We start from the raw sequence: 24,886 nt of genomic DNA on the forward strand, positions 1-24,886 counted from the left end.
GTCACTCCCCCAGGTCAGACGGCGAAATCGGGGACAGGGTTGCATGACGCACTGTGCCCGCCCTGTGAAAGGGCGGGCACAGCAGGTGACAACCCGTGCCGGACGAGCCCGGCTCACCTGGGGTTTCAGCCCCAGATGTCGTACTGCTGGTAGCCGGTGCCGAGCGAGACCCTTGTGGCGAAGATCTCGCTGGTGCCCTTGCCTGTGCCCTTGTACAGGTAGAGCGTGCCGCTCTTGGTACGGGCCAGGAAGTCGGCCTTGCCGTCGCCGCTGACGTCACCGACGGCGTCGAAGGCGTTGAAACCGGTCCAGCCGCTCCGGACCTTGACCCGGGCGGAGAACGCCCCGCTGCCGGCCTTGCCGGTGCCCTTGTACAGGTACAGGTCCCCGGTGCTGCTCTTGCGCACGAGCAGGTCGGCCTTGCCGTCGCCGTTGAAGTCGCCGTGGCCGCGCACGGAGTTGTACTGGTTCCAGCCCGTGCCGACCTTCACCCGCGAGGCGAAGGTGCCGTTGCCCTTGCCCGGGTAGATCCACAGGGTGCCGCCGGAGTCCACGGACAGGACGTCGGGCAGGTAGTCACCGGTGACGTCACCGGGCGTGATGATCCGGGTACGGGTCTTCCAGCCGGTGAAGATCTTCGTCTTCGCCCAGGAACCGCTGGCGGTCACGTAGTGCATCCAGTAGACGTTCCCGGTGCCGCTGTCGCGGACCACCAGGTCCTGGATGCCGTCGCGGTTGAGGTCGGTCTGCAGGACGACGTTGACGCCGTTCCAGTTGCCCCAGGAGATGCGGGCGCCGAGCGAGGACCCCTTGGAGTCCTTCTCGTAGCCGGTCTTGCTGGCGGCGGCACGCACCCAGACGTCGGCCTTGCCGTCGGTGTGGCTGAGGTTCGCGTCGTCGAGCTGCGCGTACGCGGCACCGACGTAGGTGCTGACCTTGGTGAAGACGCTGTAGGCGCCCTTGGTGACGCAGTCCGTCACGCCCCAGGAGACGACGCCCACGATCCGGCCACCGACCACGAGCGGGCCTCCGGAGTCGCCGTTGCAGGTGGCGGTGGTGCCGGTGTCGCTGCCGGTGGCGGGCTTGCCCGCGCACACCATGTGGCCCTTGACGAAGTCGGGGCCGTAGGTGCGGGCGCAGGTGGTGTCCGACTGGACGGGCAGCGTGGCGGTCTTCAGCGTCTCGGAGATGTCCTGGGTGGTGGAGCTGGTGCGGCCCCAGCCGTACACCTTGGCGCTGGTGCCCGACGCGTACGAGGCGGTGTCGCCGGACGTCGTCATCCGGATCGGCGTGGCCTTGACCGGGGTGCCCAGGGTGAGCACCGCGATGTCGTTGTCGAGCGTGCTCGCGCTGTACGACGCGTGGTTCCACTGGCGCAGGACACCGGTGACGGTGCCGCCGTGCAGATCGGTGTCGCCGGCGGCGTCGGTGGTCGGCAGCTGGGAGGTGCCGGTGACGATCGCGCCGTTGGCCTTCCAGCTGTAGCCCTTGACGCAGTGCGCGGCGGTGAGGATCTTCGTCGGCGAGACGACCGTGCCACCGCAGAAGAAGCCGATGTCGTCGCTCTCGTCGGCGGTGCCCCGGTCGTCGTAGTACCAGAGCTGGGCCATCCACGGGGCCGAGGTGATCGTGGTCTGGCTGCCGCCGATGATCTTCGGGTCGATGGTGGTGGCGCGGGTGTCCGCGCTGAGCGATGCCTTCTTGGTGAGCTGCCCCGGGGTGTCGTCCCCGGCGAGGGCGCCCGCGACGCGCTGCTCCAGCGTGGCGAGCGAGGGTGCGGCGACGGCCGGCTCGACCGTCGGGGTCGGCAGGGCGGTGGCCGCGTCCGCGGAGCTGGTCAGCAGCGCGGCGGCGAGGGCCGCGGCGACGCCGACGGCGGCGACGGGCAGCCCGATGCGTATCCGGCGTCTGTGACGACCGCCGGACAGGGTGGTAGGCAAGGAAGTCCCCCCAGATGAACAGGCGTTGGAACGGGTGTATCAGCACACCCGTTCCTATCTGCGCCAAAAGGTCGGCTCCCGTCACTCAGTGACGGGAGCCGACCTTCAGCACCGCCCCAAAGGGGCGCGGGGAACTGCGCGACCAGCCACGACGGCGCCGCAGACAGCCGACGACCGACGTACGCGGCCGAACCAGCGGAGCGCCTAGTCTCCGTTGCCCGGCGTAGGCGTGGTCTTCTGGATCTGCATCAGGAACTCGACGTTCGACTTGGTCTGCTTCATCTTGTCGAGGAGCAGCTCGATCGCCTGCTGCTGGTCGAGCGCGTGCAGCACCCGGCGCAGCTTCCACACGACGGCGAGCTCCTCGTTGCCGAGCAGGATCTCCTCCTTGCGGGTGCCGGACGCGTCGACGTCCACCGCCGGGAAGATGCGCTTGTCGGCGAGCTTCCGGTCGAGCTTGAGCTCCATGTTGCCGGTGCCCTTGAACTCCTCGAAGATCACCTCGTCCATGCGGGACCCGGTGTCCACCAGGGCGGTGGCGAGGATGGTCAGCGAGCCGCCGTCCTCGATGTTCCGCGCGGCACCGAAGAACCGCTTCGGCGGGTACAGGGCGGTCGAGTCGACACCACCGGACAGGATGCGGCCGGAGGCGGGCGCGGCCAGGTTGTACGCACGGCCCAGACGCGTGATCGAGTCGAGCAGCACGACGACGTCGTGGCCCAGCTCCACCAGCCGCTTGGCCCGCTCGATGGCCAGCTCGGCGACCGTGGTGTGGTCCTCGGCCGGGCGGTCGAAGGTCGAGGAGATGACCTCGCCCTTGACCGACCGCTGCATGTCGGTGACCTCTTCCGGACGCTCGTCGACGAGGACGACCATCAGGTGGCACTCGGGGTTGTTGTGGGTGATCGCGTTGGCGATCGCCTGCATGATCATGGTCTTGCCGGTCTTCGGCGGGGCCACGATCAGACCGCGCTGGCCCTTGCCGATGGGCGAGACGAGGTCGATGATCCGGGTGGTGAGGACACCGGGGTCGGTCTCCAGACGGAGCCGGTCCTGCGGGTACAGCGGGGTCAGCTTGTTGAACTCCGGTCGGCCGCGGCCGTGTTCGGGCGCCATGCCGTTGACGGAGTCCAGCCGGACCAGCGCATTGAACTTCTCGCGCCGCTCCCCTTCCTTGGGCTGGCGGACCGCGCCGGTGATGTGATCGCCCTTGCGCAGACCGTTCTTGCGGACCTGGGCGAGGGAGACATACACATCGTTCGGACCCGGCAGGTAGCCGGACGTCCGGATGAAGGCGTAGTTGTCCAGGATGTCCAGGATGCCCGCGACGGGGATCAGGACGTCGTCCTCGGCGAGCTGCGGCTCGGCGACGTCGTCACGGCCCCGACGGCCCCGACGGTCGCGGTAACGGCCGCGCCGGCCGCGCCGGCCGCCCTCGAAGTCGTCGTCGTCCTGCTGCCGTTCCTGGCGGCCGCCGCCCTGCTGGTTCTGCTGCTGCCTGCCCTGTCCCTGGCCCTGCTGCTCGTCGCCCTTGCCCCGGCGGTCGCGGTCGCGGTCCCGGCCGCGCTCGCCGCGCTCGCCTCGCTCACGGCGGTCACGACGGCCGCGGCCCTCGCCCTCACCGCCGTCGCCCTTGGCCTCGCCCTGCGCGGAACCGCCGGCCTGGTCGGCCGACGTCGCGGTCTTGGCGGCCGGCGTCTCGGCCCTGACCTCGCTCTTCGCCTCGGCGACGACGGTCTCGGGGCTGCCCGCCTCGGCCGTGGCACGGCGCCGGCGGCGCTCGGTGGGGGCCTCGTCATCGGCGCCCGCCTGCTCGGCGGGGGCCGAGACCTTGGGAGAGGGCTGGCCGGGAATCTCGATCTGCTGCTGGGCCACGGCCTTGTCGGCGGGGGCCGCGGCCTTGGCCTCGGCCTTCTTGTCCGCCTCCTCGCCCGTACGGGTCCGTGAGGTGGCCCGGCGCTTCGGCTTGGCCTCGGAGGCGTCCGCCTTGGCGGCGGAGGCGCTGCCTCCGCCGGCGGGGGCACCCCCGGCCTGCGCCTCCTTGATGACCTCGATCAGCTGGCTCTTGCGCATGCGCGCCGTGCCCCTGATACCGAGGCCGGATGCGACCTGCTGCAGCTCGGCCAGCACCATGCCCTCGAGGCCGGTACCGCGGCGCCGCCGGGAGCCGGCACCGCTGGCAGGCGCGGAGGCGTCCGTGGCGGGCGCGGCAGCGGTCTCCTCGACACGTGCGCCCATCAGATCGGTGGTGTCGCTCACGAAGGGTCCTTCCCTGGAGCGGACGTCGGCCTGTCTGGCTCGGCGACCGGTTGTGCTGTCCGGCTTCGGCCCTTGCTGTGTGGACCGTACCGGGGCGGTGGTCCGCCAAAGCGGCGGAAGAGATATCTGGTGATGGCGCTTCCCTGAGCCGTGGCATCCAGTGTCACGTGGCGTGGTCGCACCGATTCCGAAGCGTGCCCGGCGATCCCCTCAGTGCCCGAGTGCGGCGTACTGCCCAGGTACGACGTACAGAACACGAAGTGGCTTGGGAGGCTCCCGGAAGAATGTCTGTCCCGGACGGGGACACGAAGCACCTCGCCATGGTGGGGTCGGGTGCAGACTTGAGATTAACACTACCGGATCCAACAAACATTCCCCCTCTCCATATCCGGCAACCGGGTGTCAGGGCGCAAGCGGAAGCACGCTCGCTCCCTGAAGGTCGAGGCCCAGCCGGTTGGCGGCCCAGCCGGCGCCCGCCAGGGCCTGCACCTTGTCGGCGGTGCCGGCATCGGCCAGCGCCATGACGGTCGGTCCGGCGCCGGAGATCACCGCGGGGATCCCGTCGGCGCGCAGCCGCTCCACCAGCGCGGCGCTCTCCGGCATCGCCGGTGCGCGGTACTCCTGGTGGAGACGGTCCTCGGTGGCGGCGAGCAGCAGCTCGGGGCGCCTGGTCAGGGCCTCGACGAGCAGTGCGGCGCGGCCCGCGTTGGCGGCGGCGTCGACGTGCGGCACGGTGCGCGGCAGCAGGCCGCGCGCGGTCTCGGTGAGAACCGGCTTCCCGGGCACGAAAACCACCGGAACGATGGAATCGTCGGGCTCCATCCTGATGGCCCGGGCGGCACCCTGCTCCGTCCAGGACAGCGTGAAGCCGCCGAGCAGACACGCCGCCACATTGTCGGGGTGGCCCTCGATCTCGGTGGCCAGCTCCACCAGGGCGGCGTCGTCGAGCCTGGCCTCGCCGCCTATGGTCACCGCCCGCGCGGCGACGATGCCCGCGCAGATGGCGGCGGAGGAGGAGCCCAGGCCACGGCCGTGCGGAATGCGGTTGGCGCAGACGATCTCCAGGCCCCGGGGCTGGCCGCCCAGCAGGTCGAAGGCGGTGCGCAGCGAGCGTACGAGGAGGTGGTTCTCGTCACGTGCGAGTGTCTCGCTGCCCTCACCCGCGATGTCGATGTGCAGCCCGGAGTCGGCCACCCGGACGACCACGTCGTCGTAGAGCCCCAGAGCGAGGCCGAGGGCGTCGAAGCCCGGGCCGAGGTTGGCGCTGGTGGCGGGGACGCGCACCCGGACGGCGGCGGCGCGGAACGCTGGACCGGCCATCTCTCGATGACTCTCCTTGAGCTGCGTGCTTGTCGAATGACATTCGATACGTGCGTACGGTGCGGCCCCGGGGCCGCGGAGACAACGCGGCACCGCTGTATGCGTGGGCATATGCGGCAGGCGGGTTGTGTACAGCCTATCGAAGGAAGGTTCTGTGGCGACATAGGGCGCACAGGAGGCGCACGATGCGTGTCGCAAGCCCCCCGTGCACCCCTCGTAGGGAGTACCCGGGTCAGGACGCCGGGAAGGCCGGCCCGGTCGACCCGCTCGAAGGCGGTGCCGGTCCGGCCCCCGGTACCGTCAGGCGAGTCCCAGCCGCTGGGCCGCGGACGCGGCGTCGACCGGGACGGTGACCGGCTGCGGGGCGCCGGCGACGGCCCAGTCGGGGTCCTTGAGGCCGTTGCCCGTGACCGTGCAGACGATGCGCTGACCGGGGTCGACCCGGCCCTGCTCGGCGGCCTTCAGCAGGCCGGCCACCGACGCGGCGGACGCGGGCTCCACGAAGACGCCCTCCTGCGCGGCCAACAGCCGGTAGGCGCGCAGGATTTCACGGTCCGTCACCTCGTCGATCAGACCGCCCGAATCGTCCCGGGCGCGCAGCGCGTACTGCCAGGAGGCGGGATTTCCGATGCGGATGGCGGTGGCGATGGTCGAGGGGTCCTTGACGATCTCGCCGCGGACGATCGGGGCACTGCCCGACGCCTGGAAGCCCCACATGCGGGGGGTGCCGGCCGCCACGCCGTCGGCGGCGTACTCCTGGTACCCCTTCCAGTACGCGGTGATGTTGCCCGCGTTGCCGACCGGCAGCACATGGATGTCCGGGGCGTCGCCCAGCATGTCCACGATCTCGAAGGCGGCCGTCTTCTGTCCCTCGATGCGCACCGGGTTGACCGAATTGACCAGCGCCACCGGGTAGTTGTCGCTCAGGTTCCGGGCGAGCGTGAGGCAGTCGTCGAAGTTGCCGTCGACCTGGAGGATCTTCGCGCCGTGCACCAGGGCCTGGCCCATCTTGCCGAGCGCGATCTTGCCCTGCGGCACGAGCACGGCCGAGACCATCCCGGCCCGCACCGCGTACGCGGCGGCGGACGCGGACGTGTTGCCGGTGGAGGCGCAGATGACCGCCTTGGCCCCGTCCTCCTTGGCCTTGCTGATGGCCATGGTCATGCCGCGGTCCTTGAAGGATCCCGTCGGGTTGGCACCCTCCACCTTCAGGTGGACCTCGCACCCCGTGCGCTCGGAGAGCACCTGCGCGGGCACGAGCGGCGTGCCGCCCTCACGGAGCGTCACGACCGGCGTGGTGTCGGATACCGGCAGCCGGTCCCGGTACTCCTCGATGATTCCGCGCCACTGGTGGGTCATTGCTGGTTACTCTCCTTCAACCCGCATGATGCTGGCGACACCCCGCACGGTGTCGAGCTTGCGCAGCGCCTCGACGGTCCCGGACAGGGAGGCGTCGGACGCCCGGTGGGTGACGACGACGAGGGAGGCCTCGCCGCCCTCCCGTCGCCCACCACCCTGTTCGATGGCGACCGCGTCGCCGCCGCTCTGATTTCTGCCCTGCTGCCGAACCGTATCGATCGAGACACCGTGCTCGGCGAACACGGTGGCGACCTGGGCGAGAACGCCCGGTTTGTCGGCGACGTCGAGGCTGATGTGGTACCTCGTGACGACATCGCCCATGGGCGAGACGGGCAGCGCGGCGTACGCCGACTCGCCGGGCCCCGTGGCACCGTTGAGCCGGTTGCGGCAGACGGCGACCAGGTCGCCGAGGACCGCGGAGGCGGTGGGGGCGCCGCCCGCGCCCGGACCGTAGAACATGAGCTGCCCTGCGGCGTCCGACTCGACGAACACGGCGTTGTACGCGCCGTGCACGGAGGCGAGCGGGTGGCTCAGCGGAATCATCGCGGGGTGCACGCGCGCGGTGACCGAGCCGCCGTCCTCGGCCCGCTCGCAGATGGCGAGCAGCTTGATGGTGCAGCCCATCCGGGTGGCCGAGGCGAAGTCGGCGGCGGTGACCTCGGTCATGCCCTCGCGGTAGACGTCGTCGAGGCGTACGCGCGTGTGGAAGGCGATCCCGGCGAGGATGGCGGCCTTGGCCGCGGCGTCGAACCCCTCGACGTCGGCGGTGGGGTCGGCCTCCGCATACCCCAGGGCGGTGGCCTCGTCCAGCGCCTCCTGGTAGCCGGCGCCCGTGGAGTCCATCTTGTCGAGGATGAAGTTGGTCGTGCCGTTGACGATGCCGAGCACCCGGTTGACCTTGTCCCCCGCGAGGGACTCGCGCAACGGCCGGATCAGCGGGATGGCACCGGCGACGGCGGCCTCGTAGTAGAGGTCCTCGCCGTGCTCCTCGGCCGCGGCGTGCAGGGCGGCGCCGTCCTGGGCGAGCAGCGCCTTGTTGGCGGAGACGACGGAGGCGCCGTGCTCGAACGCCGTGGTGATCAGGGTGCGGGCGGGCTCGATGCCGCCGATCACCTCGACGACGACGTCGATGTCGCCGCGTTTGACCAGGGCGGTGGCGTCGGCGGTGACCAGCGCCGGGTCGATGCCCTGGCGCACCCGGTCGGGCCGGCGCACGGCCACGCCCGCCAGCTCCACCGGGGCTCCGACACGGGCGGCGAGGTCGTCGGCATGCGTCGTCATGATGCGCGCCACCTCTGAGCCGACAACACCACAGCCCAGCAGCGCCACCTTCAGCGGACGCGTACGCATCATCCGACCTCGTTTCCTCATACCGTCTACGGTTGGACCAGTCTCACTCACCGGACGGCGGTTTCTACCCTTCGTCCGGATCGTGAGACATCTATTTCATTGTGCCGGGCCGGAAAACCGGAGATCTTCCGGCCCTGCTGACGCCGTCCCCCGCTGCCGTCGCCGGACTTCCGTCGTCACCCGACGTCGAGCCGCAGCAGGTCCTCCTCGGTCTCGCGCCGGACGATCACCCGGGCCTCGCCGTCGCGCACCGCGACCACCGGCGGCCTCAGCACATGGTTGTAGTTGCTGGCCATGGACCGGCAGTAGGCGCCGGTCGCCGGGACCGCGATGAGGTCACCGGGTGCCAGGTCGGCCGGCAGGAACGCGTCCTTGACCACGATGTCCCCGCTCTCGCAGTGCTTGCCGACGACCCGGCACAGCATCGGCGCGGCACCGGAGGTCCGGGAGACGAGCGCAACGCTGTACTCGGCGTCGTACAGCGCGGTCCGGATGTTGTCGGACATGCCGCCGTCGACGGAGACGTACGTCCGCAGCCCGTCGAGCGGCTTGACGGTGCCGACCTCGTAGAGCGTGAACGCGGTCGGCCCGACGATGGCGCGGCCGGGCTCGACGGAGATGCGCGGGGTGCGCAGCCGGGCGGCGTCGCAGGCGCGGGAGACGATCTCGGTGAGCGCCTTGGCGATCTCGTGCGGCTCGCGCGGGTCGTCGTCGCTGGTGTACGCGATCCCGAGGCCGCCGCCGAGGTCGATCTCCGGCAGTTCGACGCCGTGCTCGTCGCGGATGTCCTTGAGCAGCCCGACCACCCGGTGGGCGGCGACCTCGAACCCGGACATGTCGAAGATCTGGGACCCGATGTGCGAGTGGATCCCGATGACCTCCAGCCCGTCGAGCTGCAGCGCCCGCCGCACGGCCTCCGCGGCCTGCCCGCCGGCCAGCGGGATGCCGAACTTCTGGTCCTCGTGCGCGGTGGCGATGAACTCGTGGGTGTGCGCCTCGACGCCGACCGTCACCCGGATCTGGACCTGCTGCCGCTTCCCCAGGGACTGCGCGAGGTGCGCGACCCGCACGATCTCCTGGAACGAGTCGAGGACGATCCGGCCGACGCCGGCCCGCACGGCCCGCTCGATCTCCCCGGCGGACTTGTTGTTGCCGTGGAAAGCGATCCGCTCGGCGGGCATGCCCGCGGAGAGCGCGGTGGCCAGCTCGCCGCCGGAGCACACGTCCAGATTGAGCCCCTCCTCGTGCAGCCAGCGCACCACGGCGCGGGACAGGAAGGCCTTCCCGGCGTAGAAGACGTCGGCGTCGTGCCCGAAGGCGGTGCGCCAGGCCCGCGCCCGGATCCGGAAGTCCTCCTCGTCGAGGATGTACGCGGGCGTGCCGAACTCCTCGGCGAGCCGCTTGACGTCGATGCCGCCGACGGTGACGACGCCGTCGGCGTCGCGGCCGACGGTGTGGGCCCACACCTTGGTGTCGAGCGCGTTGAGGTCGGCGGGCGGGGCGGAGTAGTGCCCCTCCGGGACGACGTCGGCGTGGCGGGGCCCGGCGGGGTGTGCGGAACGACTCATGACAGTGGCTCTCTGACTCTCAGGCTCTCAAGGCTTTCTCCGGTGCTCTCCATGGCTTTCACCAGGGCACTCAGAGGTGGTCGGGGGCGTCGATGCCGAGCAGGGACAGGCCGCCGGCGAGCACCGTCCCGACGGCTTCGGCGAGCGCGAGCCGGGCGCGGTGGGCGGCCGAGGGTTTCTCCTCGCCGTGCGGCAGAACGGTCAGAAGGAACGGCAGCGCGGCATCGGCGACGGCGACGAGGTGCCGCGCGATCCGGTCCGGACCACGATCGACGGCGGCGGCACGGAGGATGCGGGGGTGGTCGGCAAGGACGGCGAGCAGGGGCCGTACGGCTGCCGCCGACGAGCGAGCGGCAAGGATGCCGCCGGCTGGTGTGACCGTGTCGGTGAGCTTCGGGCGGGCCGGTGCGGCCGTCGGGCCGGTGGAGACGGGCGGGTCCGTCGGGTCGCCGCCGGCTGGTGTGACCGTGGGGTGGGCGGATGTGGCCGTGCCCGTGGGCTTCGGGCGAGCCGGTGCGGCCGTCGGGCCGGTGGAGACGGCCGGGTCCATCAGGTCACCGCCGACCGACGTGACCGTGGGGTGGGCGGATGAGGCCGCGCCCGTGGCCCTCGGACCAGCCGGTGCGGCCGTCGGGCCGGTGGAGACGGGCGGGTCCGTCGGGTCGCCGCCGGCTGGCGAGACCGCGGGGTGGGCGGATGGGACCGTGCCCGTGAGATCGTCCAGGTCGTCGCCGGGTTCGGCGGTGAAGCCGAGGCGGGCGGCGTTGCGGGTGAGGGCCCGGGTGCGGGCGTACGCGTAACGGACCCGGAAGAGCGGATTGCCCTCGCGCTGCACCAGGTGGTCGGCGGTGATCCGGGGCCGGTCGTGCGGGGCGGGATACAGCAGCGCCCAGCGGGCGGCGTCGGGACCGAGCGGGGCGGGGTCCTCCGGGGCCGGCACGGGACGCAGGTTCACCGGCGCACCGTGTTCGATCTCGACCCGGCCGCCCTGGGCCGCCACGATCCGCACCAGCGCGTCGGCGACGACCTCGGCCCGCGCCTCGTACGGCACGCGCAGCGCGACGATCTGCCCGGCGAGGGCGTCACCGTGACCGTAGGCGGCCCCCCGGTCCCGGATCTCACGCACGAGCGCACCGACGGAAGCCGTACCCGGCTCCAGGCTGATGTTGAGGAACCCCGGGCCGGTGACGACGACGTCACCGACGCCCTGGGCATCCGTGAGGTGCGGCCGCAGAATCTCGGCGACGCGCAGCGCGGGCTTCCCGGCCGGCCGGGCGAGCTGCAGGGCGACGTTGGTCGCGTAGTCCCCGCATCCTCCGGGCCCGGGCACGGTCACCACGACCCGCTCAGGCACGGTCACGCTCAGCTCTCCCCCGTCCACAGCACGACGCACCGCGCGCAGCACGGTACGGGAGAGCTCGACGGGGGTCACGGGACAAGCGTAGGGGAGGAGGGGGGTGGGTAGGCGAGCCGGTTTGGCCGGGTCCCGCGATATGGACGCCACGGCACAACGGGCAGGCACGGTCCCCACCGGAGACTCAGGGCACACTCATGGACCCCCGACCGACCGCCCCACTGATCCGCTGGTGTCTTGTGTGCTGATCCGCTGGTGTGCGCGGAGCGCTACCCGGAGAACTCGGAGTCAGGGGTGCGCGCCCCTTCCCCGCCCTCCCCGACATCGAGGCGGCCCCCCACCTGACGCCCGGTCCCACCACGCCCCTGCGCGAGCAAGTGACGTACCAGCTGTACGAGTTCGGCGGGCTCGAAGGGCTTGGCGAGGAAGGCGTCGACGCCGACGTCGAGCCCACCCTCGACCTCGTGCTGCGTACAGGCACTGACGATGGCAAGGGGAAGATCATGAGTGCGCGGGTCGGCCCGGAGCTGCGCGGCGGTGCGCAACCCGTCCAACCGGGGCATCACGACGTCGAGGGTCACGACATCGGGCCGCACCTGATGAACGACATCCAGACACTCGGCACCGTCGGCCGCGGTCACGACCTCGAGACCCTCCAGTTCGAGATTGACCCTGATCAGCTGTCGGATGACCTTGTTGTCGTCCACAACAAGCACCCGCCCCGAAGCGCCTGGCACACCTCGAGAGTAGGTCCGGACCGGCCACCGCGTCCGGCTTTTCCCCACTTCCACCCGTGCGGGCGAGCCCGCCACCTCCCCACCCACGGCAAACCCGTTCCTGATCACCGCGCGAGACCTGCTAGTGTTCTACCCGTCGCAACGAGCAACAGCTCCACACCCGACACGCCCCCGTAGCTCAGGGGATAGAGCAACGGCCTCCGGAGCCGTGTGCGCAGGTTCGAATCCTGCCGGGGGCACTTCGCATGAGGTGCCTAAAGACCCCGCCGCCAGCGCGTTTGCTGGGTGCGGGGTCTTGTTGTTTGTGCAGGCGGATGCGGTCGGAAGCAGCCGTTTGCCAGTGATCACGTTGTAATAGCGTGTTGATCTTGAAGGGCTTCGCGGCAGGTCAGTGGGCATTCGGCGACCGCCTGAGCGTAGTCCTGCAGACCCGCATCGCCGACGCGTTGATCTCCTCCGGAGACTCCCGTGATCAACCATGCTGCATAGCCACTGCGGCGAACAGAACAGCGGCCGCGCCAAGAACAAGCAGTTGCAGAGATCCTGCGATCCACAATCGCAGCCCCAGCAGCCCGCCGCCCACCACCACCGCTACGCAGCCGCTGATCCATGCCCCACGGCGCGCAGCATGAGCAGTGCGGATGCCGGGGGATCCGAAGTCATCACCCGAGAACATCACATGCACTCCGAGCCAGACGATGAGCATCGCCGACACCGGCAAAAGGGCGACCGCGAGCCCAAGATCCAACCACACCGAACGCCGCTGCATGCCCGTCAGCGTGCCGCCAACGCAGCAGATGCGCCTGAGTACAGGTACTCATCCTGGCCACCAACCGACACACCCTCGCGACCATGCAGTGATCACACGCGATCGTCCGCACGTAAGTGAACATACGAGAGCCCCGGACCAGACGGCCCAGGGCTCCCGTTCGTCGGTTATGTGGTTATGTCAGTCCGTGAGGGCTTCTCCCTCCCCCAGCCCCTGCATGATCCGGTCGTTCATCTCCTGCTCCTGGCCGTCGATGCACTTGGCGTAGATCTTCAGAAGGACGTCCACCGAGTGGCCCGCGCGAGCGGCGACCTCGGGCGCCGGCACGCCAGAGTTGAGCCACTGGGACACACCCGCGTGACGGAGGTCATACGGCCGGAAGGCAAGCACCGAGGCCACCTGATCGGGGACGAGCGCCAGTTCCCGAGCCTGCTTCCAGGCGCGGGAGTACGATGAGGCGGCGACCACGTTCCCCCGCTCGCTGGAGAACAGCCGGCCGTCCTTCGCCGTACCGAACTCCTTCAGGTGATCCCGTAGCAGGCGCACCAGCGGAGGCGGGATCGGAACGATGCGCACCTCACCGTGAGCCCGTTGCTTGAGCCCGCGCCGATCGTGAGCCTCCCCGGAGTCCGTCCACGCCTTCCCGGCTGTCGGGCGAGTCTCTGCCAGCTCGATACGCCCCCATCCGGTCGCTGGAAGCGTGCAGTCGGAGCGGCGAAGCCCCAGCGCCTCCCCCGGCCGCATTGCCGCGTAGTACAGGCAGCCGAAGAACGCCCGCAGCCGTCGACCGCTGGCCCGGTCGTAGCCACCGACGTAGGTGAGCGCCGTCAGCAGCTCCCGCACCTGCCGAGGGTTGACCACCACGCGGCGATCGACTTCCTGCACGGCCCGTTTCCCCCGCTTGCGCCGGACCCGGCTCAGCGGGTTGGACGGCAGGTGTTCGAGTTCGACGGCGTACTCAAGCACGTTGAAGACCACCGCACGCCGCCTCCGGTACGTCTGGGTCGCCGCAGGCTTGCCGTCCAGCCTCCGGCCCAGCACGTCGATCAACTCATGAACCCGAGCGATCTCTTGCAGCTCCCCCACCGGGAGCGACGCCTTCTCGATCCACCGCACCGCGGCGGCGATCTCCTCCGGCCGCTCCCGCTCCCTACGGGGTACGGGCAGCACGTACGAGCGCAGCGCCCGCCGCAACACCTCGGGAGCAGGCCGCCCCCGTCCCAGCTTCACGAGGACGGGAACGACCGTCGCCAGTGCATCCGTCACACTGTCCCGCTGCTTGGCAGACGCCTCCGCCCAACGAGCATCCACATACTTCACCGCCAGGTCGAGGAACGACAGGGCAGCTTTGCCACCACGCAGCGAATCGGGCAGACCGGTGACCGTGTCGAACGGCTCGCCCTTGTCAAGCGCGCCCACCAGCTTCGCGCGGAAACGGTCGGCCAACGTCTTCGTCTTGTACGACTCGCTGAACGGCTGGCCGCCTACGACCCAGCGCACAAGGTAGGTCGGTTTCTTGGTGGTCTTGTTGACGGAGATCTTCCAGACAGAGACCTTGTACGACTTCACGACGCCGCCCCCTCCGCCCGCTCCTCCAACCAGTCGTTCAGCACGTCCCGCCGAACCCGGAGCTCCCCGTTCGGCAGCCGGATGCAGGCGGGGGCGATGCGCAGTTCCCGCCAGCGGTAGAAGGTGCGCCGGGAGACGCCGCCCAGTTCGTCGAGCACCTGCCGAACGGTGAGCAGCTCGGCCGACTTCGCACGGCTGTCACGCGCCACGACGACCACCGCCCTCCCGCACCGAAGCAGCCAGGAGCTCCCCCGCCAGCGAGTAGCCGCGCCCCGCGTAACGCCACTGGCCAACCACGACGGTCGGGACGTCAGCCAGGCCCAGCGACGCCCGTTGCTGCTCCGCACGATGATCGGCACGGGCCTGCCGAAGAGCGGTCAACGTGGTCGAGTAGCGCTGCGACTTGCTGGAGAAGTGGCCGCCGTAGCCGAGCATGTGCGCCCAGCGACGAAGCCCGAGCGGCTCGGACTCCGCCAGGCTGCCCAGCCACCAACACGTGCCGATCATCCGCAGCACGTGCGCCCGAACGGGCAGCATGACCATGTCTCGCGCGTCGTAGATCCGGCCGTCCACCGCGCCAGCGGTTTCCGCCCCCTTCGTCGCGTACTTGGCGATGTAGCCCGCCACGGCCCCGGCAGAGGCTGGCCGCTCCCCCGCGTCACGGCGGTACGAGGTGACGGGCCGTACGTCGACCTGCCCGCCGAAACGCAGCTCCCGCGGACCGACGATGCTCGCGCCTGGCGCCGTAAGCCGAACCCGACCAGCCACCACCGGAACGGCCTCCGCCAGCAGTGCCGTAGTCGCCCAGCCCGGCGGAGGTGAGTCGGGCCCGTCCGGTCCGTCGAGGCGGATCACACCATGGAAGTGGACCAGGCCCCGCCGCTGATACTCGGCGACCTTCGCGTACGAGAGGCGGGCGACTTCCCCGAACTCCGTACGCGACAGACCGGCCCGACGGGCGATCTCCCGCCGCAGCTCCAGCCCGAACCGATGCCAGAGCCGACCGGCGAACGCGTGCCAGAGGACGGCGCCCGCGTAGTCGTAGCAGCGCGGGCAGAGCGGTTCGCCGAGGCGAGGATCGTCGGCCGCGTGACGCGTACGGCATCCGACCGGCCGCCCGTGCGGGCAGCACTCCCCCGGCCGGCGGGGACGACAGGCCCGTACGAGCCCATCGTGTTCCCGCCGAGTGTGGACCGGCCCGAAGCCGGGAGCGGTGAGCGTGGCGAACACGCGCGGGTGCCCGCTCACCGCCTCCGTGACGTTCTTGCCGCCGACGAGTCCGGCCCGAACCAGTTGGTACGTGTCCGCCCGGTACAGCGCCGAGCAGGCCGGGCACACCGTCGCCCGCCGGTTGCCGCATGCGGTGAGCAGGCGACCGCCATAGACGTCCGACCCGTACGAGAGCAGAGCCGCACCCGTGGCCGTGTCGAAGACGGTCGCCGTGCCGACCAGGTGAATCGGGTTGGTACAACCGCCGAGGCGGACGATGTTCCGGCGCCAGGCGGCGAACTCGGGTTCCGATGCCCTGGCGACCAGAGCGGCAGCGCTGCCCGGTACGAGGGGTGTGGTCATCGTCGACCACCGCCCCCACCGAACGCGTGCCGCATCACGGCCGAGATTGCCTCCGGCCGAGTCTTGGCGCTGAACCGAAACGTCGGATCCGTGAGCCAGACTGCGGCAGCGTGCGCCGGGCACAGGTGCTGCTCGGTGTCGTCGAGCCCGACGAGGACGACACGTTCGGGTCCCTCGCAGGTCGAGACCTCGGGACCGTCTCCCTTGAGGTCGCAGTCGGGCAGCGGAGATTTGCGCGAATGATGCGCAGTGGACAAAGTGTGAGTGCTCCTTTCACTGCTCACGTGGCGGATGGAGTGGGTTCCTGACGGGGTCGGGTTTGGCGACTTCGCGCCCCGTCGGGAGCCCGTCGTACGGGCGATCACTGCCGTTCCTTGGGCGGGATCGCAATGACGCTGTAGGCGATCGGGCCGAAGTCACGGCGTGCGTCGTAGTAGCCCTCGCCGATGTCCTCGACGGGCACGCCGAGGGACGCGGCGACATGCTCCGCGCCCTCCCTGCGCGCTGTGGCGTCGGACGCGTCGACGAAGACACCGAAGGACGCGTTACGCGGGACGAGGACAGCGGGGTTGGCGGTCAGGAAGTCCGCCAGCTCTCGAAGACCGGCGATGAACGCCGCCCGGTCGCCGGAGCGGATGACGTACTCGGACACAGGAAGTCCCTTTCTCTTCCCAACGGGTGCTTTCAGAAGCGGAGTTGGCCGAGGAAGCCGTTCACGCCGTCGAGGAACGCCTGAGCGAACGGCGCGGCCACGGTCTTGGAGAGCAGGAAGCCGAAGGCTCCGCAGAGCAGCGCGTCGGCCCACCGCAGGTACCGGATGCGCAGCAGGAACCAGATCAGCAGGCCCAGCAGGAGAACGGCGGACATGGACACCAGCACGGCAGGCCCCTTTCACGACGCTTCGAGGTGCAGTTCGGACAGGACGGGAGTCAGGTGCGCGTACTCTGCGGCGACGGCTTCCGCTTCCACCTCCGTGATCAGGTGGGACCGGGCGCGTTCCCAGCCATCGCCGGAGGCGAGGACGGCCGTGCCGGCCTGTTCCGGGGTGATGGCCTGCGCAGCCTTCAGGGCGTCGGGGTTCAGATCCCCGAGCGCCATTTCAGCCGTACCGGGATCGGCCACGCGATGGCAGACCCGGCCGCCGAGTTGTGCCCGCAGCGCGGTGACACCGGGCCCCAGGTCGGAGCCGACACGTTGGCCGGCGACGACGAGGAACACCCCAAGAGCCGCCCCGAGTTGAGCGAGCCGGATCAGCGCCGTACCGGCCGCCTGCGCTTCGTCCTTCTCGCTCCGGCTCGCCACAAGAAACAGTTCCGCGATCTCATCCACGATCACGACGACAGGCACCGGACGTAGCTTGTCCGGCAGCCCCCAGATGTTGCGGACACGAGCCGCCCGGCAGACGGTCATCCGGTCGAGGGTGAGGTCAACGAGTGCGGCCAGCAGCCGGACCGCTTGCTCCCGGTTGGTCGCGAGGGCGGACAACCGAGGTTCGTAGAGGGACAGTTCCATGCCTCCCTTGCAGTCGATCCCGACCAACGCGACGGGTTGCGGAGCGAGGCCCGCGACGAGTGCGTTGATGAGCGTCGACTTGCCGGAGCGGGTGGCCCCCACGATCAGCCAGTGGGGCACGCGCCGCAGGTCGAGCACCCACGCGGCCCCGGTCTCCAGTGCGCCCACGGTCACCCGGAGCAGATGGCCGGGCCCCCGCTGCTTCGGCGCCCGGGGAGCGGCCAACGGGTCGGCCGCCGCGGCGACGACTCGTACGACCCCCGGTTTCCAGGAGGTCACCCGCACCGCGTGCACTTGCCAGCTCTCTGCCATGGCAGGCGCGGCCTTGACGAAGTTCTCCGGCACCTGGCCCGGCAGTAGCCGGACCAGCAGGACGAAGCCGCCGGGGGTCGGGCGTATGAGTCCGCGTCGGGGTACGCGTGGCTGTGGCGGAGGCGCCCCGTTGCCGACGAGCCCGGACACGACCGTCAGCGCCGGCCGACGACTCATGGCGAGCCCGCACCCGGCCATCAGGGGCCGCCAAGTCTGCACGACTCGGAAGGCGGTGGCCGGGAAGCCGAGTAACAGCCACCAGGCCACGGGGTAGCGGCGGCGCAGGGCCGGGCCCGCGAGAAGCAGGCCCGACACCAGCACTGTGGCCGCCAACAGAACCCAACCCGGCCCGCTCTCACTGGCCGAGGTGGCGGAGGAGGCCAGGTTCCTCACTGCCCGGCCCCCTTGCCCGCCGGGGCGGCGGGAGCGCTCAGGGGCCGGATCTCCGCCGCACGGAACGCGATCCCGTGCCGCCCCTCGTTCTCCCACGGCGTGGCGACCAGGTCCCGCACGGCCACCGGCATACCGAGCTGCACGCCGGTCGGCTCCCCGGCCACACTCACGTTCACGACGTCCGCCGACGCCCCGGCCATCAGGCAGAGGCCGACCTGGTACACGGTTTTTCCGGTGTCGCGGTCAATACGGAGCTGACCGGTCTCACGGTTGGCGACCCGGGGAGTCGGGGGGACGGCACAGATGATCCCCGTGAACTTCGCGGTGTCAATCGGAAGGCTTGCCACTCTTCGGATCTCCTCATCTCTCGCGCCCGAAGGCCGGCCCTTCGGGCTGCTAGACCACCCGTAGTACGGGTGACGGAGACCAGAGTGACCACCCGTAGTACGGGTTGTCAACTGCCTAGTGATGAGCGAAGCTGTCCACGAACGTGGACAAGCTGTCTACGAGGACGCACAGCCCCACAAGCCACGGCCACCGGAGGGCCCCGCATGCCACCGAAGAACACGCAGCCGAAGTACCGGCAGATCGCCGAGTACCTGCGCGAAGGCATCCTGAACGGCACCTTCCCGGCCGGCCAGCCGCTCCCCTCCGAGGAGTCGTTGGCGAAGCAGTTCGGAGTGACACGGCCCACAGTGCGTCAGGGACTCACGGAGCTACGGGCATCCGGTCTCGTCGAGGCCATCATGGGCCGCGGCACCTTCGCCCGCTCCCCCCACGGCCGCCCAAGCCACACGCGCCCGCGCGGCGTACGCCGGACTACGGACGGCCGCTACGTCGAGGCCGACGGTATCCGTTGGACGGACGCCGAGCCGCCGGTAGCCACTCGTACCGACGCCCCGCTAGCTCTGGCGGACCTACTCCGCATCCCACCGGGCGAGCCGATGTTCACCTACGACGCGCTACAGACCGCGGCCCAAGGCCGCCTGCGCCAACTCCACCGGACCTACGTGCCGTTCTCGGCACTCCTCGACACCAAGTACGAGGAGGAAGCCCCACCGCCGGCACCGGAGCTCTACGCGGCGCTCGCCGAGCTGGGCCACGAACTCCACTTCACGGAGTACGTCCGCACCCGCATGCCCCTACCGGACCAGGCCCAGGCCCTCCGGCTCGCAGACGGGGTCCCGCTCCTGCACGTCCTCCGCGTGACCCTCACCGAGGCAGACAAGCCCCTAGCCCTGGAGGAGTTCCACCTACCGGGCGACGAGCTGGAGCTCTCGTTCAAGCTGTAGCCGAACCCCAGTTGGCTCAGACTTTCTCTACGTCATCAAGGCGGCTCGCTCCGCTCACCGCGCGCTCCCCGGCTCACCACCGGGGCCCGACGGTCCTGCCTTCGGCCCGCTCTGGCCCCGGCTACGCCGGTCGCGCGACTGGAGCGAGACCATGGTGGGGAGAAAGCCGCTGTGGCTGGGGCGGTCGGCTCCACGGCTTTAGCCACCTCCCCGGTTCGGGTCCCGCGTCGAGCAAGACCAGGGGACCACTCGTTCAAATTCCGGGCAGGATCACAGCCTGCCCGAGTTGCCGTCCAGCGTACGGCCCCCTGATCATGCTCGACCCCAAACCGGACAGGACACCGGCCAAACCCGCTCCGCCGACCTGGGGTCATGGAGGACGATGTCGTGAGGCCCAACCCCCTACGAGACAGCTCAAGCGAGTCGTAAACTGCAGCACTGGTTGAGTCGGACGAATCGGGGGGCGATGGCTCGCGACCTAGTACCCAAGGCACAGGAGAAAATTGTCATCCAACGTAGCGGTGACTGCTGCGCGTACCCAAACTGCGGCCTAGCCCTCAGCATCGACGCCCAAGCAGCCGAGGACTTGCACAAGGCCGTGGGAAAGGTCGCCCACATCCGGGCAGCTAGCGCGGGTGGACCGCGGTACGACGCAAGCATGACAACAGCCCAGAGAGGCAGCGCAGACAACCTGATATATCTGTGCGGGCCTCACCATGACGTCATCGACACTCAACTCCACTTTCACACTGTTGAGTTCCTTCAAGGCATCAAGATCAAGCACGAGCAAGCCGTAGCTCGGGCCATGAGTCACGCCATGGGAAAGATCGGCTATGACGACCTAGAACTCGTTTGTCAGTTCATCGGTATGGGCGACGAGAGGACCAACGACGACGTCGTAATCCCAATCGACATCCAGCAAAAAATTGAACTCAACGGACTCGGCACGATAGCCGAGGAAAGAATCAGGATCGGTCTCGCAAAATCAGGCGAGGTTGACGCCTTCATATCCGCTATCAGCAAAATGCGCCCCAATTTCGGTAACCGGCTCGCTGCGCGATTCAAGCGAGAGTACTACGGTGGCTACGCAGAAGGGCTTGCCGGGGACGAACTTTTCGAGTTCATTTGTTCCGTGGCGATGACTAATGCTGGCCCCGTAGAAACCGATAAGCTGCGAGCAGCGACACTGGCGACTGTGGCTTACCTATTTCAACTTTGTGAGTTGTTCGAGCATGAGCATCCTGCTGCCTAACCGCTACCTGAAGCCTTCCGACAGTCTCGCGGTGCACGCTGCTGAGCTATTCCGAAGCATGCCTCCTGCGGAGTCGGTCGGTGCCGGCTGGGCGACCTATAGAAAGCTCTTTGGCAGCCTCCCCTTCGAACGCTTCGTCCTGACGTTGGATGTACTCGTAGGCCTCGGCGTACTGCGCCTCGAAGGCCAGCAACTCGTGAAGGTGACAAACGATGCTGCGTAGGATCTCATCCAATTTTTCATCTTTTCAACCAATCACCTTCAAGCCAGGATTTAATGTCATCTTGGCAGAAATGGCTCCCAACGCATCCGATAAGCACAGCAGAAACGCTCGCGGCAAAACGACTCTAATTCAGGCAATAAATTACTGCCTGGGAGGAAGTCTTGCAAAGTCAATGGCGCCGCTAGGGCCGACAGGTTGGGCATTTAGCCTTGAGTTGGATCTCTTCGGAAGTACCGTAACTGTCACGCGCAAAGTTAAGGGTGGCACCAGACTTTCGCTGGCTTACCCCGCGGAGCTGACGGGCGCTCTTCACCCCTACCTAGATGAGAACTCGACGATCTCCGTTGACGATTGGAAGTTCCTTCTAGGGCTGGGGCTATTTGCCCTCGATCGGGTGCCCGAGCAAGGCGATAGAGGAATCTCCCCTCGGACGCTTCTATCTTACGTAATTCGCACAGAGGCAGTCAAAGATCCTCTGAAGATCATCCCTCAGCAACCCGCGTGGAGCAGTCGCGAGCACGTAGCCTATCTGCTGAATCTCAACTGGGAATTGGTACGCGACCTTTCTCGCCTCGAAGAGGATTCTAATACATACAAGGCGATCGCAAGAGCCACCAAGAAGAACCTACTTCCTCGCGCCCTTCGCCCTGAACCTGAACTAATGCTGGAATTGGTGGAAGCCCAGCGCACGCTCGAAGAACTTTCATCTCGCGTTAATGGTTTCCAAGTCGTAGACGATCCAGACGGCCTTATTTCACGAGCTGATCGAGTTACTGAGGAGCTAAAGGAACTTCGCAACGACGCCCTCGTTGACCGTCGAATGATTGAACTTTATGCCGAGTCAATCGAGGGGGAGCAAACGACCAATGACGAAGGTGTCGGCGAGGCGGTCGCTGGACTATATAGCGAAATGCAGCGTGCTTTCAGTCCAGAAGCACTCCATAGCTTCGAAAAAGTCGAGGCCTTTCATCAGCAACTCATGGGGAACAGAAGGAGGTTTCTCGCGTCAGAGCTGGAACGCCTCAGGATCCAGCAGGCTCAGCGAGATGAACGGATAAGAGAACTTACCGCGTCACGAAACTCAATTCTCACAGTACTAGATGCCGGCGGTGCACTGGAAGAGCTTTCCGCTCTACAAAACGAGTGCGCGCAGGCTGCGGCGAGGGTAAGTGAAGTTGAGGCCTCTCTAAGTAACGTAAGGGATCTCGCCGAGGCTCAAGAGGGAATCCGAGTTCAAAAGGCACAGCTCAGGCAAGAAACAGCGCGCGACCTCAGCACCAATAGACAGAAGCTTGATTCTGTTGCTACGCGTTTCGACAGCATGATGCAGGATCTATACAACGTAGGAGGGGTACTAACAGCAGAAGTCGACGACCTAGGTTTCAAATTCTCTATCCGGGTCTCTACCTCTGCCAGTGGTGGCGTGACCCGTATGCAACTCCTGTGTTTCGACCTAACTTTGATGGCCGAAAGCGACGAGCTGCATCACCCAGGTTTCCTAATTCACGATTCAGTTGTTTTCGACGGAGTAGATCCGCGACAGGTTGCGGCCGGTCTGCGACTGATCAATGAGACGGTGGAAAATGTCGGCGGTCAGTACATCTGCACAATGAACAGTAATGATGTTCCGGATCTTGTCCGAGGTGAGGAGTGGTTCGTCCATGGCACCCGCAGGGTCGTCTTGGACACTGAGAGAGGAGGGATTCTCGGAACGTCCTTCTAGCTTCACCACGGCTATCACACGTCGTGCCAGCAGCGTGCCAGTACGAGGAGTAACCACCGGTCAACAGAAGCCATCGGACACTCTCCTTGGTGGCTGGCTTAACGAGGTCTCCGCTGTTCGGGAGCTGCATCGCACATGAGTGGTCGTGATTCCCAAGCTCAGAGCGCACACGTCGGTTATCGGCATCGACAACAAGGGGCATCACGTGACTGAACTGTTCAGATGCGGGCGTACGGCCGCAGCGAACTCCTGGCGCGCCAGCTGCACGGTTGATAAATCTGTATTCCAGTCGAACTGAGGAAGACCGGAAGTCCTCACCCACCCTTCAGCACACATGCTCAGATTTAGGCATGCTCTTTCCACTCTGTGCGCGGCGCTGGCAACCTCATCCGGACCGTACAGCTCGATCACGGCGAGGGTGGCTCGCATCTGCCTGAGAGTTTCATGAATGGCGTTTCCAATCTCCGCTTCGGCCCGCCAAGAGCGGACTCTACGCCAGAAGCCTCGCCCACCCAGCGGCTCTCTTAAACAGTGCAGATTAAATGCCTGGTCTTTCACCTCCAAAGTCAGGGCCAGGAATTCAAGGCATGCAGAGCTTCTGCCACCGCGTACCCACTGCATGTGAGCGGAGTCCGTCTGGTGCCTAGCTGCTGCGCGGGAGGCATCGGCCTGTGCTAAGGCACTGCGAGCCTGCGCAAGCGCTCCTGCAAACGCGAATCCCCCACCGATCAAAGCTCCTGCTAACGCCGCTACGGCCTCGTTCATGTTGAACAATGTTGCCGCATCCAGAGCTACAAGGAGCACTCTCGGCAAGAGTCATCCCGACGCTGGCATTGAGAAACCACATGGACGTCTAGGAGCCATCAGAATTCCTGATCTGCGTCGGCCGAACGCCTGGGGCTGACCTGCGGTGGAGTGGGATCTCTCGTAGCCGGCTCCATCGTCAGCTTCCCGAACTGATGGCCCACCGCCGGCTTGACCACAACGTCCCGTCCTGGTCGGCTGGGCCCGTGGCCACGGATCCCAGTGAGTACGACAAGGCGATGCCGATCATGGCAGCCTATCTCGCGAAGATCGAGCGAGCGGTTGACCGGACCCGTGCCTCACATGCGGGGCAGCCGTTCGCGGCGGTCCATCAGGCACTTGTCGAAGCGCTGCAAGACGAGGGTGCTCAACGTGTCGTGCCGCAGGTAGCCGAGGAGTTGGCGCGCCAGATCTCTGGTGCAGCGACCGAGCCAAGAGGAGCGGCGAAGTGAGTGTCTAACTGCATGACAACGCCCGCGAACAACGGCGGACAAGCGCGGACGTCTGTGGACCATCAGCGCAGGTGAGACCTACACCAGCCCAGGACAGAGCCCTCCGGGGAGTTGCTTCGGGACGAAGAGGTCACTCAGTTAGGGTGCGCCCCATGACCAACGACGCTCCGGCCTGTCCGGAGTGCCGCCAGCTTATGGAGTCTCGCGGCCTGGTGCTCTCCAAGCGAGAGGACGACGGCTGACATCAGCGAGGCCGGACGGCGGCATACAGCAGCACCCCCGGACGACCGTCGGACCAGCCGTCGACGGCCCCAGGGGCGGGTGTAGATCGAACTCCTACATGCGATGCTCACACACGAGCGCCGTCCCGAGCCGTCCTCGGGCCATGGAAGGGCGCTCACGGGTGACCAACGTCGACAACTACTGACAGCTCAGCAGCAGGTCAGAGCAGTGATCGGTTCGGCGGCCGCTGGTCACGGCCGCCGCTGGTCAGTTGTGGCTAACTGAGGCCGCAGCCGGCTCACCTCGGACCTCTTGGTCCTCAGTCATACCGATAACGCAGCACAGTCGAGCGGTGCGTCAACCGCCTCGCTCAATGGAGAGGCACGCAATCCGCCATGAGAAGACCGCGACCATCTACCACGCCGGACTGCTCATCCCAGGCATCTTCGTCCGGTCCACCTGATGATCCAAATCAAAGGGGTCTGGTGCAGGTTTGGGTGACAGGTTTGGTCACGCGACCTGGAGGGCCGGTGTGGTCATGACGCTCTCGAATTCGACAGGGGTCAGCCGGCCGAGCGAGGCTTGTCTGCGGCGTCGGTGGTAGGTCCTCTCGATCCAGGTCACGATCGCGATCCGCAGTTCCTCGCGGGTGGCCCACGCCCGACGGTCGAGGACGCCTTTCTGCAGCAGGCTGAAGAAGGACTCCATGGCCGCGTTGTCGCCTGCCGCTCCGACCCTCCCTATCGAGCCGACGATCCGGTGCCGGTCGAGCGCCCTGACGAACTTCCGAGACCGAAACTGCGATCCGCGATCGCTGTGCAGAATGCACCCGGCGACGTGACCACGCCGGGCAACAGCGTTGTTCAGCGCTGTGACGGCCAGGCGGGACTTCATCCTCGTGTCG

22 protein-coding genes and 1 tRNA gene are annotated in these 24,886 nt (G+C 67.8%); 6 read left to right on the plus strand and 17 right to left on the minus strand.

Features of this window, described 5'->3' with window-relative positions:
* Window positions 1-125: 125 nt before the first annotated feature.
* The 8 genes from CTZ28_RS37960 to CTZ28_RS37995 all read right to left on the minus strand — a co-directional run bounded on the left by CTZ28_RS37960 (window position 126) and on the right by CTZ28_RS37995 (window position 11,941).
* Window positions 126-1,940 carry a trypsin-like serine protease gene (locus CTZ28_RS37960; protein ID WP_398657580.1) on the minus strand — a complete coding sequence of 605 codons (1,815 nt, stop codon included), beginning with the start codon at window positions 1,938-1,940 and terminating at the stop codon, window positions 126-128.
* Window positions 1,941-2,144: 204 nt separating this feature from the next.
* Window positions 2,145-4,199 (minus strand): transcription termination factor Rho, encoded by a 2,055-nt coding sequence (gene rho / locus CTZ28_RS37965; RefSeq protein ID WP_121894311.1) that lies wholly within the window; start codon window positions 4,197-4,199, stop codon window positions 2,145-2,147.
* A gap of 402 nt (window positions 4,200-4,601) precedes the next feature.
* Window positions 4,602-5,519, minus strand: a complete 918-nt coding sequence (thrB, locus tag CTZ28_RS37970) for a homoserine kinase (RefSeq protein ID WP_121894312.1) — start codon at window positions 5,517-5,519, stop codon at window positions 4,602-4,604.
* Window positions 5,520-5,819: 300 nt separating this feature from the next.
* A complete protein-coding gene (gene thrC, locus CTZ28_RS37975) occupies window positions 5,820-6,878 on the minus strand; it encodes a threonine synthase (RefSeq protein WP_121894313.1) in 1,059 nt (352 codons plus the stop codon).
* A 6-nt stretch (window positions 6,879-6,884) separates the two neighbouring features.
* Window positions 6,885-8,231, minus strand: coding sequence for a homoserine dehydrogenase (locus CTZ28_RS37980; protein WP_183154795.1), 1,347 nt, complete (start codon window positions 8,229-8,231; stop codon window positions 6,885-6,887).
* 173 nt (window positions 8,232-8,404) lie between these two features.
* Window positions 8,405-9,796 carry a diaminopimelate decarboxylase gene (gene lysA / locus CTZ28_RS37985; protein ID WP_121894314.1) on the minus strand — a complete coding sequence of 464 codons (1,392 nt, stop codon included), beginning with the start codon at window positions 9,794-9,796 and terminating at the stop codon, window positions 8,405-8,407.
* Window positions 9,797-9,866: 70 nt separating this feature from the next.
* A complete protein-coding gene (gene nrtL, locus CTZ28_RS37990) occupies window positions 9,867-11,228 on the minus strand; it encodes an ArgS-related anticodon-binding protein NrtL (RefSeq protein ID WP_121894315.1) in 1,362 nt (453 codons plus the stop codon).
* Between the two features lie 191 nt (window positions 11,229-11,419).
* Complete coding sequence (locus tag CTZ28_RS37995) at window positions 11,420-11,941, minus strand: response regulator (protein WP_259472001.1); 522 nt, start codon at window positions 11,939-11,941, stop codon at window positions 11,420-11,422.
* Window positions 11,942-12,054: 113 nt separating this feature from the next.
* On the opposite strand from CTZ28_RS37995, the gene CTZ28_RS38000 reads away from it, so the two are divergent.
* Window positions 12,055-12,126, plus strand: a tRNA-Arg gene (locus CTZ28_RS38000).
* Window positions 12,127-12,359: 233 nt separating this feature from the next.
* Here the strand turns inward: CTZ28_RS38000 and CTZ28_RS38005 are convergent.
* The 8 genes from CTZ28_RS38005 to CTZ28_RS38045 form a co-directional block, all read right to left on the minus strand.
* On the minus strand, window positions 12,360-12,656 hold the full coding sequence (locus CTZ28_RS38005; RefSeq protein ID WP_121894316.1) for a hypothetical protein: 297 nt from the start codon (window positions 12,654-12,656) through the stop codon (window positions 12,360-12,362).
* 180 nt (window positions 12,657-12,836) lie between these two features.
* Window positions 12,837-14,225: a tyrosine-type recombinase/integrase gene (locus CTZ28_RS38010; RefSeq protein WP_121894317.1), complete on the minus strand. Its 1,389-nt coding sequence runs from the start codon at window positions 14,223-14,225 to the stop codon at window positions 12,837-12,839.
* A complete protein-coding gene (locus tag CTZ28_RS38015; protein ID WP_121894331.1) occupies window positions 14,222-14,434 on the minus strand; it encodes a helix-turn-helix transcriptional regulator in 213 nt (70 codons plus the stop codon). Before CTZ28_RS38015 ends, CTZ28_RS38010 begins: the two co-directional genes overlap by 4 nt.
* Window positions 14,424-15,797, minus strand: coding sequence for a replication initiator (locus CTZ28_RS38020; protein ID WP_121894318.1), 1,374 nt, complete (start codon window positions 15,795-15,797; stop codon window positions 14,424-14,426). The genes CTZ28_RS38015 and CTZ28_RS38020 overlap by 11 nt, the downstream gene beginning before the upstream one ends.
* Before the next feature lie 361 nt (window positions 15,798-16,158).
* A complete protein-coding gene (locus tag CTZ28_RS38030; protein WP_121894320.1) occupies window positions 16,159-16,449 on the minus strand; it encodes a hypothetical protein in 291 nt (96 codons plus the stop codon).
* Between the two features lie 32 nt (window positions 16,450-16,481).
* Entirely contained in the window at window positions 16,482-16,676 is a 195-nt protein-coding gene (locus tag CTZ28_RS38035; protein ID WP_108014878.1) for a hypothetical protein, read from the minus strand.
* Window positions 16,677-16,688: 12 nt separating this feature from the next.
* Window positions 16,689-17,798 carry an FtsK/SpoIIIE domain-containing protein gene (locus CTZ28_RS38040; RefSeq protein ID WP_121894332.1) on the minus strand — a complete coding sequence of 370 codons (1,110 nt, stop codon included), beginning with the start codon at window positions 17,796-17,798 and terminating at the stop codon, window positions 16,689-16,691.
* Window positions 17,799-18,010: 212 nt separating this feature from the next.
* Window positions 18,011-18,361: an SCO3933 family regulatory protein gene (locus CTZ28_RS38045; protein ID WP_121894321.1), complete on the minus strand. Its 351-nt coding sequence runs from the start codon at window positions 18,359-18,361 to the stop codon at window positions 18,011-18,013.
* A 204-nt stretch (window positions 18,362-18,565) separates the two neighbouring features.
* Between CTZ28_RS38045 and CTZ28_RS38050 the strand changes: the two genes are divergently transcribed.
* The 5 genes from CTZ28_RS38050 to CTZ28_RS46695 all read left to right on the plus strand — a co-directional run bounded on the left by CTZ28_RS38050 (window position 18,566) and on the right by CTZ28_RS46695 (window position 23,760).
* A complete protein-coding gene (locus tag CTZ28_RS38050) occupies window positions 18,566-19,306 on the plus strand; it encodes a GntR family transcriptional regulator (protein WP_121894322.1) in 741 nt (246 codons plus the stop codon).
* Window positions 19,307-19,964: 658 nt separating this feature from the next.
* The gene (locus CTZ28_RS38055; RefSeq protein ID WP_147481254.1) at window positions 19,965-20,558 is read left to right on the plus strand and encodes an ABC-three component system protein; all 594 of its coding nucleotides are present in this window, start codon (window positions 19,965-19,967) and stop codon (window positions 20,556-20,558) included.
* Window positions 20,539-20,781 (plus strand): hypothetical protein, encoded by a 243-nt coding sequence (locus tag CTZ28_RS46690; RefSeq protein ID WP_147481255.1) that lies wholly within the window; start codon window positions 20,539-20,541, stop codon window positions 20,779-20,781. The genes CTZ28_RS38055 and CTZ28_RS46690 overlap by 20 nt, the downstream gene beginning before the upstream one ends.
* The gene (locus CTZ28_RS38060; RefSeq protein ID WP_121894324.1) at window positions 20,771-22,504 is read left to right on the plus strand and encodes a DUF2326 domain-containing protein; all 1,734 of its coding nucleotides are present in this window, start codon (window positions 20,771-20,773) and stop codon (window positions 22,502-22,504) included. Before CTZ28_RS46690 ends, CTZ28_RS38060 begins: the two co-directional genes overlap by 11 nt.
* A 1,010-nt stretch (window positions 22,505-23,514) precedes the next feature.
* Window positions 23,515-23,760: a hypothetical protein gene (locus CTZ28_RS46695; protein WP_147481256.1), complete on the plus strand. Its 246-nt coding sequence runs from the start codon at window positions 23,515-23,517 to the stop codon at window positions 23,758-23,760.
* 732 nt (window positions 23,761-24,492) lie between these two features.
* Here CTZ28_RS46695 and CTZ28_RS38065 read toward each other — a convergent pair.
* Window positions 24,493-24,886: DDE-type integrase/transposase/recombinase (locus tag CTZ28_RS38065; RefSeq protein WP_147481257.1), on the minus strand; the 394-nt coding region annotated here is incomplete at its 5' end.

It is taken from the genome of Streptomyces shenzhenensis (assembly GCF_003688995.1).
GTDB classification, from domain to species: domain Bacteria; phylum Actinomycetota; class Actinomycetes; order Streptomycetales; family Streptomycetaceae; genus Streptomyces; species Streptomyces shenzhenensis_A.